Origin of the sequence: Cryobacterium sp. 10S3, assembly GCF_034344045.1 — a bacterium.
In the GTDB taxonomy this organism is placed as follows: domain Bacteria; phylum Actinomycetota; class Actinomycetes; order Actinomycetales; family Microbacteriaceae; genus Cryobacterium; species Cryobacterium glucosi.
Map to the genome: position 1 here is coordinate 3612785 of NZ_CP133773.1, position 12414 is coordinate 3625198.

Genomic DNA, 12414 nt, shown 5'->3' on the forward strand with positions numbered 1-12414 from the left:
GGGAAAACTGCCCGCCAAGCTATGAAGTGTCGCTGAATCGCCGGGCTAGGCGACGCTCCAGTAGCTCACCGTTCCCCCGGTGTTCGCGAGGGATTCCTCGACGGACTTGTCGAGGCTATCTTCGGTGTGACCTGCGTAATAGAGGTGCGTTCCCGAGGTGTCCTTGACGACGCGGGTGACGATTCCGGTGTGGTCTTTGTCGCCGGAGCGGTCCCAGTCGAATTGCACGATGTCGCCCACCTTGACCCGGCTGCTTTCGCCGGCGGTGAGCGGCGTGGCACGCTCGGGGTGGGCGGACAGGTACGCGGCGAACGCGGTCGAGCTCGACCAGGCGGAGCTGTATCCGGCGCCTGCAGCGCTATAGGACCACTCGGCGTCCATCGTCCACCCGCGCGCGATCAGCGACTGGCTCGTGAAGTTGACGCAGTCGTTGCCGCCGATGGCGCCGTAGACGGCGGAGTTGTATGAGTTCCAGTGGGCGCGCACGTAGCCGATCTGGGCCGTGATGCGCGGGTCGGGGACGTACTGGAAGGTGAGCGGGCTCACGCCGGCGGCGACGGCCACAGCGGGTGAGGTGTCGGCCGCGGCGCCGGTGCTCGCGAGGGCGCTCGCTGCGCCGCTCGGGGCCGGGGTCGGGGTCGCGGCGGCGAGGGGGGCCGCGGCATCCACGAGGGGCGTGATCGCCTGCGAGAGCGACGCGACCGAAGACGCCTTCGACGCGGCGACTGCTGTCGCGGCCGCTGCGGCGGCGTTCGCGGCATCCGCAGGGGTGCTCGCGACGGGAACGATCGCCCCGGTGCTGTCGACGAGCGAGACCGCCACGGAACCGGTGCCGTAGTCGGTCGACGCGGGCGTCGAGATGGTGACCGTCGTGTCGGTCGCCGAGAGCACGGTGCCGGCGTTGCCGCCGAAGCTCACGCCCGACACTCCCGCGAGCCCGGAGCCGGTGACGCTCACGACCGTTCCGCCGGTGACAGGTCCGGCAGAGCCGCCGTCGCCGGCGCTCACCGCGCTGTAGATGACGGGGCTGCCGGCCACGACGGGCACGGCGGCCACGACACTCGCCGGCACCGGGCGCGAGGCCGCGAGTGGGGCGGATGCCGCGGTGGCGACCCCGGGGGACGCCTGGCTCGAGAGCGGGACGAAGAGGCCGAAGCACAGGCTGGCGGCGGCGGCCGAGCCGGCCAGCCAGATCAGCGGGCGGTGGCCGGACGGCGCCTTCTCGAGGCGGTGCCGGGAACGGACGACGCCGAGGGAGTCGGAGGAGCGGGCGGCGGTCGCCAGGGAGCCTGTCGACAGGGAGTCCGAGGACGGCGAATCGGTCGGCCGTGGAGGGCTGATGGGGCGGAGGGGCAGTGGATCTTCCCGGCGATGGCGGGAGCGGGCGGGACCTTCAGGACGTGTATGGGGGCGCACGAAATCGTTTCTGGACGGCGGACGGGGACCCGACATGCGAACACGCGCACATGCCAGAACCCTGTGCGGAACCTCCGAAACCCATGCGTGAGCCGGACCTAGTGATAGGTCGGGGCCGCCGGGAGACCGAAGAATTCCTCGAGAGTGGTCACGCCATCCGTGTGCATTTCGGTCGCGAGGTCGACGCCGATGTAGCGGAAATGCCACGGTTCATACGCGTAGCCGGTCACGGCGACCTTGTCCTCCGGATAACGGAGCAGGAAACCGTATTTCCAGGCGTTGTGCGCGAGCCAGGTGCCCTGGGGAGTCGCCCCGAAGCAGGCGTCGAGGGAGCAACTCGCCGGCAGGGCGCTGATGTCGATCGCGAGGCCGGTCTGGTGTTCGCTCGTGCCCGGCCGGGCGGTGCTCGTGTCCGCGACGGCCTGCCCGTGGGCCGAGACGTCGTCGTTGTACACCGCGACCTGGGTGGGATAACTGCGGTAGGAACTCTGCGACTGCAGCTTCAGCCCGGTCTCGGCCGTGAAGGCGGCGAAAAGGGCCACGACGGCGTCGGATGCCTCCCGGCGGAGCTGCGGTTCCCAGACGTGCGGCACGGGCACGGTCACGAGATCCGGCGGGGTGTAATCGGCCGGCTGCAGGGGGCGGTCCTTGTCGACGACGACCCAGATGCTGGTCGGGTCATCGTGCGAACGCGCCGCCTTGTCGAAGCGCGGGACCAACGCTATCGGCGTCGGTGATGCGGTCGGGGCCGGGCGCGCGGCATCCGTGGGTGTCGGCCGGTCGCCGGGCGTGTGCGTCGCGGGAGACCCGGGGTCTGGCGTCGCGCCGGGCAGCGCCGTTGCGACGGATGCCGGGGCGTGAGTCGCGAAAAAACCGAGCGCGACGGCCCCGCCGGCCACGAGAACGGCAGCGAGGGAGATAGCCGTGATCCGTCGCCAACCCATCCTGTGTGAACCCCCCGTTTGACCTTCTGTACGCACGCTCATGAGCCTAGTCCCGGGACTCGCCCCACGAGCGTGCCGAAACACCCCCCAACGGCCGGGAACGGGGTCCGGGAATCTGTTGATGATTCCCTGCCCGTCGTGTAACTTTGCAGACGATGCAAACTCCTCCCGCTTCCGCCTCCTCGCCCGCCTCCGCTCCCCTGATGTCGCACCGGCAGATCCTGTTCGTCATCTTCGGCCTGATGGCCGGGATGTTCCTGTCGGCTCTCGACCAGACCATCGTCGGGACGTCGATGCGCACCATCGCCGACGACCTCGACGGAATGTCGCTGCAGGCCTGGGTGACGACCGCGTACCTGATCGTCTCGTGCATCAGCACGCCGATCTACGGCAAACTCAGTGACATCTTCGGGCGCCGGCCGCTGTTCCTGATCGCGATCACCGTGTTCCTGATCGGGTCCCTCCTGGCCGGGATGTCGCACTCGATGTATGAGCTTGCGGTATTCAGGGCGATCCAGGGCCTCGGCGCCGGCGGCCTGATGGCCCTTCCGCTCACGATCATGGGCGACATGCTCGCGCCGCGGGAGCGCGCCAAGTACCAGGGCTACTTCCTCGCCGTCTTCGGCATTTCGAGCGTCATCGGCCCGCTCATCGGCGGTGTCCTCTCCGGCGCGACGACGATCCTCGGCATCACCGGCTGGCGGTGGGTGTTCCTGATCAACATCCCGATCGGCATCGTCGCGCTCATCATCGTGATCCGCTTCCTGCACATCCCGCACTTCAAGCGTCCCGTACGGATCGACTGGTGGGGTGCCGTTACAGTCATCGTCGCCGCAGTGCCGCTGCTGCTCGTCGCCGAACAGGGCCGCACCTGGGGCTGGTGGTCGTTCACCTCGGTCGCCTGCTACGTGACCGGCGTGCTCGGCATCGTGCTGTTCATCGTGGCCGAGCGGCTGATGGGCGATGACGCGCTCATCCCGCTCAAGCTCTTCCGGTCGGCGACGTTCTCGATGGCGACCGTGCTCGGCGTCTTCGTCGGTTTCGGAATGTTCGGCGCGATGATGACCGTCCCGCTCTACCTGCAGCTCGTGAACGGCGCCACCCCGACCGAGAGCGGCTTCATGATGCTCCCGATGATCCTCGGCCTGATGATCTCCTCGATCGTGAGCGGCCAGATCATCGCCCGCACCGGCAAGTACCGCGTCTTCCCCACGGTCGGCACCGCGTTCATGGCCGGCGGGTTCTTGCTCTTCACCTTCGCGACCGCGGACAAGCCGGTCTGGTTCATGATGACGGGCATGCTCCTCGTGGGTCTCGGTCTCGGCCAGCTCATGCAGACGCTGACCATCGCGAGCCAGAACTCGGTGGGACCGCGGGACATCGGCGTCGCGACATCCGCTTCGACGTTCTTCCGTCAGATCGGTGGCACGCTCGGCACCGCCGTGCTGTTCTCGGTGCTCTTCACCCGCATCCCGGACACCCTCGGCGCGGCATTCGGCAATCCGACGATCGTCGCCGGCGTCAAGGCGGCCGCCTCAGATCCGGCCGTGCTCGCCGACCCAGCCAACGCCGGCATCCTGGCCCTGTTACAGAAACCGGCCGGGCTCGGGACGGCCCTCGACGGGGACACCTCGTTCCTGAACGCGGCGGACCCTCGGCTCTCGCAGCCTTTCCTCGTCGGCTTCAACGACGCCACGGTCACGGTGTTCTGGGTGAGCCTCGTCGTCGTGCTGATCGCCTTCGTACTGAGCCTCTTCCTCAAGGTCGATCCGCTCCGCAAGAAGAGCGCCATGCAGGAAGCGGCCGACGAGCACGCCGCGACACAGGCAACCGAGCGGGCCTCCGAGGCCATGATCGCGCAGCACGCCGCCGACACGATGGGAGCCCTCGTCGAGCCGGGGCTCGACACCGACGAATTCGAACGCCCGGGCCGCGCCTGACACGGGCGCCCGACACGGGCGGTTGGCGGGCGGATGCCGGGCGCGGGAATTCGGGAGCGCCCGGCGGCGTTGTCCTTGAGATGCGTATTGTAATTGCAGGTGGACACGGAAAGATCGCCCGGCTTCTGACCCGGGACCTCACGGCTGACGGCCACGAGGTGATCGGACTGATCCGGAACCCGAACCAGGCGGACGACCTCCGCACCGACGGCGCGACCCCGGTCGTGCTCGATCTCGAGGCAACGACTCCCGCCGAGCTCGCGGAGGTTCTGTCCGGGGCCGACGTGGCCGTCTTCGCCGCAGGCGCAGGCGGGGGCAGCGGCGACGCGCGCAAGACGAGCGTCGACCTGGGGGCATCCGTTCTACTCGCCGATGCGGCGGAGACCGCAGGCGTGCGCCGGTTCCTGCAGGTCTCGTCGACCGGGGCCGACCTCGTGCGCGACGACGCCGAACCGGCCGGAGTGCCCGCGGACTTCGTGGCCTACCTCCGCGCCAAGCTCGCCGCGGAGGAGGATCTCGTGCGCCGGGACCTCGCCTGGACGATCGTGCGCCCGGCCGGTCTCACCGACGAGCCGGCCGCCGGGCTCGTGACCCTCGAGCACACCGGTCCGGGTATCCCGGAGGTGCGCGGCACGATCCCGCGCGCGGACGTCGCGGCGGTGCTCGCCGCGCTCATCGTCTCGGGCTCCGGCGCCCTCGAGACGCTGTACCTGGTCTCCGGCCGCACGCCGGTCCAGGCCGCGGTCTCCGCCCTCGCCTGACCGGCGCTGTAGACCGCGAAAGCGGGTGAATCGTCGTTCTCACCATTCGAGAACGACGATTCACCCGCTTTCGCGTTTCTGATCGGACGGGAATCAGCCCTTGACGGCGCCCGCCATGATGCCGGAGATGAGCTGCTTGCCGGCGAGGACGAACAGGATCAGCAGGGGAAGCGTCGCGAGCACGGCGCCGGCGAGGACGACGGAATAGTCCACGTACTTGGCGGACTGGAGCTGGCTGAGCGCGACCTGGAGTGTCGGGTTCTGCGGGGACACGATCATCGGCCAGAGGAAGTCCGTCCAGGCCATCATGAAGGTGAACAGCGAGAGGATCGCCATCGCCGGTCGTGCCGCGGGCACCGCGACGTTCCAGAAGGTCGTGATCATGTTCGCGCCGTCGACACGGGCTGCCTCGATGAGCTCGTCGGGGATGACGTCGACGAGGTACTGCCGCATGAAGAACACGCCGAACGCGGTGACGAGGGTCGGGATGATGATGGCACCGACGGAACCGGTCCAGCCGAACTGACGCATCAGGATGAACAACGGGATGATCCCGAGCTGGGTGGGAATCGCCATGGTCCCGACGACGAAGACCATCAGCCCGTTGCTGCCTCGGAAGCGCAGCTTCGCAAAGGCGTAGCCGGCGAGCGTGGAGAACGAGACCACGGAGACCGTGATGATCGTCGACACCACGACGCTGTTGAGCAGCGCCTGCCAGAACGGGATCGTGTCGAAGACGGCGGCGACGTTGATCCAGAACTGTCCGCCCGGGAGGAGCGGCGGCCATTCCTGGCTCAATACGGATGATGAGCTCGAGCCGACGACGACCGACCACCAGAGCGGGTACGCACCACCGAGGAACAGGGCGAGCAGGATGCCGTACGTGAGGAAACCGGGTCGTCTGTCGATCCCCAGGCCCTTGTGGCCCTTCATCCGCCCGGCGGGGTTCTTCTCGGCGCGGGGCTTGACGGGCCGGGCCGGCCGAACCGGCTCGGTGGGAGTTGGGGTGAGTGTGCCGGTCATGATCTGGGCTCCTTCGCGCCGGTGGGGAGCGTGCTGGATGGAGGGGAATCAACGGGCTCGCCCGCTCCGGATGCCGCCAGTGCAGCCTCCCGGTCGGCCGCGGCCTTGCGCCGCAGCACCCGTTTCGCAGACTTGACGTCCGTGCGGGAATCCGTGGTGGCGATGCGCTGAGAAATCAGGAAGTTCAGGACGCCGAACGCCACGATGATGAGGAACAGGATGAAGGCGACGGCCGAGGCCTTGCCGAAGTTCTGCCGCTGGAACGCCATCTCCCAGAGATAGAGCACGGTGGTCTGGAATTGCCGGTGGGCGCCGCCCGGCGTCGGGGTCGTCGCATCGTACAGGCGAGGCTCCGTGAAGATCTGCAGGCCACCGATGGTGGCGGTGATGATCACGAAGATCATGGTGGGGCGGATGCTCGGCAGCGTGATCGAGAAGAACCGGCGGAAGAATCCGGCCCCGTCGAGGGCTGCCGATTCGTGGATGTCGCGCGGCACCGATTGCATGGCGGCGAGGAGGATGAGGGCGTTGTACCCGGTCCAGCGCCAGTTCACCATGCTGGCGATCGCGATGTGACTGGGGAAGACATCCGTCTTCCACATCACCGGATCGACGCCGACGAAGCTCAGGAGGTGGTTGATCATGCCGTTCTGCTCGCTGAACATGTTCGAGAAGATCAGCGCGACGGCGACCGGAGTCACCACGTACGGGATCAGGACGCTCATGCGCCAGAAGGTCTTGGCCCGCAGGTTCTGGTCGAGAACCGCGGCGATGAAGGTCGCGGCGATGAGCTGCGGGATGCTCGAGAGCAGGAAGATGCTCATCGTGTTGAACAGCGAGTTCCAGAACAGCGGGTCGTTCAGTTCGGCGGCGTAGTTGTCGAATCCGACCCACTCCCCCGGGCCGCTCAGCAGGTTCCAGTGGTTGAGCGACACCACGAAGGTGTACACCAGCGGGAACAGGCCGACGACGCCGAAGAGCACGAAGAACGGCGAGATGTACAGGTAGGGCGAGAGCTTCACGTCCAGGCGGCTGAGCCGGTGCTTGTAGGTGAGGGCGCTCTTGCGACCGGTACGGTCGGGCCGCGGCGGGCTGCTGGCTTCTGGTTCACGTGTGAGTGTCATGGTGGCTTTCTGCCTTCGAGCGGGAGTGCCCCGGCGCCTGCGGGCGCAGGTACCGGGGCACTCCCACCGAGCGGATGCTTGCTGCTACTTGTTGACGATGAGCTGGTTGAACAGCGTCATGGCGTCGGACCAGGCCTTGTCGCCTGACACGCCCTGATCGAGGGAGATCGTGGACGGTCCGAAGACCTTCTCCTGGATCGTGGAGTCATCCGGTCCCTTGTACTGGGCCTTCACGCCATCGGCGCGCTTGCTCAGGATGGATGCGATCGGTGCGTCGTTGAAGAAGGCCGAGATGCCGGTCCCCGCAGCGAGTGCAGGATCGGTCTGGGCGGCCGTGACGCTCGGGAACGCGCCTGCCGCCTGGAATTCGGCGACTTCCTGCTTGGCGTCGGTCAGCCAGGTGGCCAGTTCAGCGGCTTCCTTCGGGTGCTTCGACTGCGTCGGAACGGTCAGGAACGACCCGCCCCAGTTGGCGGCTCCTCCGGGGAAGACGTCGGCGAAGTCCCAGCCGGCCGTCGCGCCGACGGCGTCGCCGCCGGCGGTCTTGACCTGGCCCTGGACCACTCCGAGCATCCAGCCCGGGCACATGAAGGTTGCGAAGGTGCCGTCGGTGAACGACGTGCCCTTGTTCCAGTCCCACTGGGTCTGCTTGGCGGAGAGGCCGGCCGCGTTTGCGGCGGCGAGCTTCGTCCATGCGGACTTCAGGTCTGCGTTGTTCTCGACGTTGAGCTTGCCGTCCTTGGTGTAATAGCCCTCGGGGAGCTGGTTGACCATCGAGTTCCAGATGAAGCCGGACTGGTCGAACCACGCCTTGCCGGTTGCCTTCTGGTACTGCTCGCCCACCGCGAAGTACTTGTCCCAGGTGGAGCCGCTGCCCCCGAGCAGGGTGGCGACTGCGGCGCGGTCGGTCGGGAGACCGGCTGCTGCGAAGGCCTTGCTGTTGTAGCAGATGCCCTCCGGGCCGATGTCCGTGCCGTATCCGATGATGCGACCGTCCTTGTCGGTGGCCTGGTCGACCTTCCACGAAACCCAGCGGTCCTTGACCGAGTCTGCACCGTAAGCCTTGAGGTCGGTGAACTGGCTCGAGACGTTCTGAATCGCGCCCAGCCAGCCTTCCTCGACGGCGAGAACGTCGGAGAGGCCGCTGCCTGCCGCGATCTTGGTGAAGGCATCCGTCTGGGCATTGCCACCGGTGTCGATGTTGTTGGCCTTGATGGTGATGCCGGGGTGCGAGGCCTCGTACTGGGCGTAGAGAGCATCCATGCCCATGGTGCCGAACGTCGTGACGGTCAGTTCGACCGGTGCGGCACTGGCTGAGGTGCCGGTTCCTGCCGATGAACAGCCCGTCGCAATGAGGGCGAAGGATGCGGCGCAGGCTACTGCTGCCCCGACCTTGGTGCGTCGTGAGAACTTCACTGTCACTCCTTTGTGTGCGTGTTTGTGCGTGTGTGTAATGCGAGAAATGTGTGTTGCAAGCGACCGGCGCCTGGCGGGTGGCTCTCAGGGAGAGGCGCCCGTCCAACGGGGTTGTGAGAGCGCTCTCATTTTGGTATGAGAGCGCTCTCACTGATCAACGCAACACTAGGTCACCCACCGATCCCTTGTCAAGGCGACACGAAACCCATTCGGCCGCGACCCTGCGGAGTGCCCCGCGCCCGCCTCGGGACGGCGCTCCGGCTCCGGTGTGCCAGCGCGCTGCGCGCATCCAAATAGACTGACCCCATGACATCGGGAGTCCGCAACGCGCGTCCGCCGCAGCCGACGCTCGAAATGGTGGCGGCCGAGGCCGGCGTGTCCCGCGCCACCGTGAGCCGCGTCGTCAACGGGTCGCCCAAGGTGCGGCCGGAGGTCGTCGTGTCAGTCACGGCCGCGATCGAACGGCTCAATTACGTGCCCAACCGCGCTGCCCGCTCGCTTGCCAGCCGGCAGACCCAGTCTGTCGCCCTCGTCGTGCCGGAAGACATGACGAAGTTCTTCGGCGATCCCTACTTCGCCGCCGTCGTGCAGGGCATCACCCAGCGCCTCGACGAGAGCGACTACACGCTCAACCTTCTGGTCGCCTCGACTGACCCGCGTCACAAGACCATGCGTTACCTGCGCGCGGGAAACGTCGACGGGGCACTCGTCATCTCGCACCACACCGGGGACAACTTCGTCGCCGACCTCGAATCCACGATGCCGGTCGTCTTCGGTGGGCGCCCGACCAACGACTCCGGCGCGAACAACTACTTCGTCGACGTCGACAACATCGCGGGCTCCATGAGCGGCGTCCAGCACCTTGTCGACATCGGCAGGCGCCGGATCGGCACGATCACCGGGCCCGTCGACATGCCGGCAGGCATCGACCGCCTCACCGGGTTCCGCCGGGTGCTCGAGAACGCGGGCCTCGCGACGGATGCCGTCGAGCACGCCGACTTCACGGCCTCAGGGGCCGCGGCGGCCACCCGCCGCCTGCTCGAGCGCTGCCCGGACATCGACGCCCTCTTCGTGGCGAGCGACCTGATGGCGACCGGCGCGCTCGGCGTCCTCGCCGAGCTGGGCAGGGCCGTGCCGAGGGACATCGCGGTTGTCGCATACGACGACAGCCCGGCGGCCACCTCGGGGCCGATCGGGATGACCACCGTGAGCCAGCCCTCGAAGGAGATGGGCTTCGCAATGGCGGACCTGCTCCTGCGCCTGCTCGCGGACGACGAGACCGTGCCGCACCGCAACATCATGCCGACCAGCCTGGTGCTGCGCGAGTCCGCCTGACCCGCTCCGCAGCATCCGCCCCGCACCGCCCCCTGCTCGCGAGAGTGCACTTGTGGCCCTTAAACCCGCGGTTTAGGGGCCGAAAGTGTACTCTCGCGGAACCCCGCGCCCGGCCACAGCCGCGCTCGAACGCTCAGGGAAGCCGGGGTGCGACCTCGCGGGCGATGAAGTCGAGGTGGTCCAGGTCGGCGAGGTCCATGATCTGAAGGTAGACGGTGTCGACGCCGGCTTCTGCGAGGGCGCCGAGACGGTCGACGATCTCCGCGGCGGTACCGGCGAGGCCGTGCTCGCGCAGCTCGGCGGGCTCCCGGCCGACCGCGGCGGCCCGGCGTGCGAACTCGGACTCATCGCGCCCGGCGACCGCGATGAGCGCCACGGAATAGTGCAACTCCCCCGGGTCCCGCCCGATCGTCGCACACGCCGCCCGCACGCCGGCGAACTTGCCGGGGATATCGGCGAACTCGGGGAACGGCAGGTTGAACTCGGTCGCGAAGCGGGCCGCGAGGGCCGGGGTGCGCTTCGCCCCGCCGCCGCCGACGATCACGGGAACCCGCTGCTGGGCGGGTTTCGGGAGGGCGGGGGAATCGACGAGGGTGTAATGCTCACCGGTGAAGTCATATCGATCGCCGACAGGCGTCTCCCAGAGCCCGGTGACGATTTCGAGCTGCTCCTCGAGCATGCCGAAGCGTTTGGCCGGGAACGGGATGCCATAGGCGAGGTGCTCCTTCTCGAACCAGCCGGTGCCGAGCCCGAGCTCGACCCGGCCTCCCGACATCTGGTCGACCTGGGCGACCTGGATCGCGAGGATCCCCGGCGCCCGGTAGGTCACCGAGGAGACGAGGGTGCCCAGGCGGATGCGGCTGGTCTCGCGGGCGAGTCCGGCGAGGGTCGTCCAGGCATCCGTCGGTCCGGGCAGCCCGCCGCCGTCGCCCATGACCATGTAGTGGTCTGAGCGGAAGAACGCATCGAACCCGAGCGCCTCTGTGGCCTGCGCGACCGCGAGGATGTCGTCGTAGCTGGCGCCCTGCTGGGGTTCTGTGAAGATGCGGAGTCTCATCCGTCCAGTCTCCCAGACGGCCCGGAATCAGGACGCGTCGAGGAATTCGACCTCCGGAAGGGCCGCGAACCGGGTGCGCATCACCTGGATCGACTCCGGGTTCTGGTCGACGAGCAGGAAGCGGCGGCCGAGGGACTCGGCGACGGCACCCGTCGTGCCGCTGCCTGCGAAGAAGTCGAGCACCCAGTCGCCCTCGCGACTCGAGGCCTGGATCATCCGCCGCAGGATGCCGACCGGCTTCTGCGTGGGGTAACCGGTCTTCTCCTTGCCCGTCGGCGACACGATCGTGTGCCACCAGACATCCGTGGGCAGCTTGCCGCGCGCGACCTTCTCCGGCGTGACGAGGCCGGGGGCCATGTACGGCTCGCGGTCGACCGTCGTCGAGTCGAAGTAGTAGTGCTGCGGGTTCTTCACGTAGACGAGGATCGTGTCGTGCTTGGTCGGCCAGCGGTTCTTGGACTTCGCGCCGTAGTCGTAGGCCCAGATCAGTTCGTTGAGGAAGCAGTCGCGGCCGAAGAGCGCGTCGAGGAGGACCTTGGCGTAGTGCGCCTCGCGGTAGTCGAGGTGCAGGTAGAGGGTGCCGTCTTCGGCGAGGAGTCGCCAGGCCTCGATCAGCCTGGGTTCGAGGAAGGCCCAGTAGTCCTCGAACTGGTCGTCGTAGCCGAGCAGGTCGCCCTTGATCCGCTCGTAGAGCTGCCCCTTGAACCCCGTGATGGTGCCGGCGGCCGCCAAACCGCCCGCTCGCGGCGAAGACACAGCGACCCCAATCAGGGGGGCGTCCGCCGATGCCGGGTCAGGGACAGACCCGGTCACCGCAGCCACTCGCACCGAAGTGGTCGTGCGCCGATTCTGCTTGCGACCGGTATTAAAGGGCGGGTCGAGATAGATCAGCGTGAACGCCCCGTCGGGAAGGGCAGGCAGGATTTCGAGGTTGTCTGCATGGACGACACGGTTGGGGGAGGACGGGGACCACGCGGTTGGCATTCCCTCATTGTGTCAGTCGGCTTACTCTATGGGGATGACTACAGACTCCCCGACGACCGAATCAACGACTCCGGCGGATGCGACGACGCAGGATACCGCGCGGCCCACCTTCCGGCATGAGCCGGCCCTCTCCCGGTACAGCCTGCTCTTCGGGGACACGACCGCGGGTTTCGCCGACTATGAGATCGACGGCTCCCGGGTGCTCTTCACCCACGTCGAAGTCGACCCCCGGCACCGGGGCGAAGGACTCGCGAGCATCCTCGTCGAGCAGGCCCTCGACGACATGCGCGAGCGCACTGACCTGACGGTCGTCGCCGTCTGCCCCTATGTCGTCGCGTGGATCGACAAGCACGCCGAATACCAGGACCTGCTGACCCGCGGCCGGTAGCCGCCGTCCCCCCCCTCGAGCAGGCC

At 67.7% G+C, this 12414-nt stretch carries 11 protein-coding genes; 4 read left to right on the forward strand and 7 right to left on the reverse strand.

Annotation, left to right across the window (positions count from 1 at the left end):
* Positions 1-45: 45 nt before the first annotated feature.
* On the reverse strand, positions 46-1416 hold the full coding sequence (locus RHM57_RS16765; RefSeq protein WP_322188866.1) for an amidase domain-containing protein: 1371 nt from the start codon (positions 1414-1416) through the stop codon (positions 46-48).
* A 98-nt stretch (positions 1417-1514) separates the two neighbouring features.
* Complete coding sequence (locus RHM57_RS16770) at positions 1515-2360, reverse strand: M15 family metallopeptidase (protein WP_134562113.1); 846 nt, start codon at positions 2358-2360, stop codon at positions 1515-1517.
* A 155-nt stretch (positions 2361-2515) separates the two neighbouring features.
* Here RHM57_RS16770 and RHM57_RS16775 point away from each other — a divergent pair, with 155 nt between their 5' ends.
* The gene (locus RHM57_RS16775) at positions 2516-4300 is read left to right on the forward strand and encodes an MDR family MFS transporter (RefSeq protein ID WP_322188868.1); all 1785 of its coding nucleotides are present in this window, start codon (positions 2516-2518) and stop codon (positions 4298-4300) included.
* Positions 4301-4380: 80 nt separating this feature from the next.
* Positions 4381-5061 carry an NAD(P)-binding oxidoreductase gene (locus tag RHM57_RS16780; protein WP_134562112.1) on the forward strand — a complete coding sequence of 227 codons (681 nt, stop codon included), beginning with the start codon at positions 4381-4383 and terminating at the stop codon, positions 5059-5061.
* Positions 5062-5154: 93 nt separating this feature from the next.
* Here RHM57_RS16780 and RHM57_RS16785 read toward each other — a convergent pair whose 3' ends face one another.
* The 3 genes from RHM57_RS16785 to RHM57_RS16795 form a co-directional block, all read right to left on the reverse strand.
* Positions 5155-6084, reverse strand: a complete 930-nt coding sequence (locus RHM57_RS16785) for a carbohydrate ABC transporter permease (RefSeq protein ID WP_174774658.1) — start codon at positions 6082-6084, stop codon at positions 5155-5157.
* Positions 6081-7208, reverse strand: coding sequence for a carbohydrate ABC transporter permease (locus RHM57_RS16790; RefSeq protein WP_134449160.1), 1128 nt, complete (start codon positions 7206-7208; stop codon positions 6081-6083). Before RHM57_RS16790 ends, RHM57_RS16785 begins: the two co-directional genes overlap by 4 nt.
* Before the next feature lie 84 nt (positions 7209-7292).
* Positions 7293-8624, reverse strand: a complete 1332-nt coding sequence (locus tag RHM57_RS16795) for an ABC transporter substrate-binding protein (RefSeq protein WP_134560671.1) — start codon at positions 8622-8624, stop codon at positions 7293-7295.
* 306 nt (positions 8625-8930) lie between these two features.
* On the opposite strand from RHM57_RS16795, the gene RHM57_RS16800 reads away from it, so the two are divergent.
* On the forward strand, positions 8931-9959 hold the full coding sequence (locus tag RHM57_RS16800; protein ID WP_134449162.1) for a LacI family DNA-binding transcriptional regulator: 1029 nt from the start codon (positions 8931-8933) through the stop codon (positions 9957-9959).
* A gap of 133 nt (positions 9960-10092) precedes the next feature.
* On the opposite strand, the gene RHM57_RS16805 is transcribed toward RHM57_RS16800, so the two are convergent.
* Both RHM57_RS16805 and RHM57_RS16810 read right to left on the reverse strand, forming a co-directional pair.
* A complete protein-coding gene (locus RHM57_RS16805; RefSeq protein WP_134449163.1) occupies positions 10093-11016 on the reverse strand; it encodes an LLM class F420-dependent oxidoreductase in 924 nt (307 codons plus the stop codon).
* A 27-nt stretch (positions 11017-11043) separates the two neighbouring features.
* A complete protein-coding gene (locus RHM57_RS16810) occupies positions 11044-12000 on the reverse strand; it encodes a DNA-methyltransferase (RefSeq protein ID WP_134562110.1) in 957 nt (318 codons plus the stop codon).
* Positions 12001-12034: 34 nt separating this feature from the next.
* On the opposite strand from RHM57_RS16810, the gene RHM57_RS16815 reads away from it, so the two are divergent.
* Positions 12035-12388 (forward strand): GNAT family N-acetyltransferase, encoded by a 354-nt coding sequence (locus RHM57_RS16815; protein WP_134449165.1) that lies wholly within the window; start codon positions 12035-12037, stop codon positions 12386-12388.
* Positions 12389-12414: the final 26 nt, after the last annotated feature.

What these genes read in the sequence shown, in the direction of transcription:
- RHM57_RS16770 (WP_134562113.1), bottom strand. Translation starts at nt 2,360, where the DNA reads ATGGGTTGGCGACGGATCACGGCTATCTCCCTCGCTGCCGTTCTCGTG.
- RHM57_RS16775 (WP_322188868.1), top strand. Translation starts at nt 2,516, where the DNA reads ATGCAAACTCCTCCCGCTTCCGCCTCCTCGCCCGCCTCCGCTCCCCTG.
- RHM57_RS16780 (WP_134562112.1), top strand. Translation starts at nt 4,381, where the DNA reads ATGCGTATTGTAATTGCAGGTGGACACGGAAAGATCGCCCGGCTTCTG.
- RHM57_RS16785 (WP_174774658.1), bottom strand. Translation starts at nt 6,084, where the DNA reads ATGACCGGCACACTCACCCCAACTCCCACCGAGCCGGTTCGGCCGGCC.
- RHM57_RS16790 (WP_134449160.1), bottom strand. Translation starts at nt 7,208, where the DNA reads ATGACACTCACACGTGAACCAGAAGCCAGCAGCCCGCCGCGGCCCGAC.
- RHM57_RS16800 (WP_134449162.1), top strand. Translation starts at nt 8,931, where the DNA reads ATGACATCGGGAGTCCGCAACGCGCGTCCGCCGCAGCCGACGCTCGAA.
- RHM57_RS16805 (WP_134449163.1), bottom strand. Translation starts at nt 11,016, where the DNA reads ATGAGACTCCGCATCTTCACAGAACCCCAGCAGGGCGCCAGCTACGAC.
- RHM57_RS16810 (WP_134562110.1), bottom strand. Translation starts at nt 12,000, where the DNA reads ATGCCAACCGCGTGGTCCCCGTCCTCCCCCAACCGTGTCGTCCATGCA.
- RHM57_RS16815 (WP_134449165.1), top strand. Translation starts at nt 12,035, where the DNA reads ATGACTACAGACTCCCCGACGACCGAATCAACGACTCCGGCGGATGCG.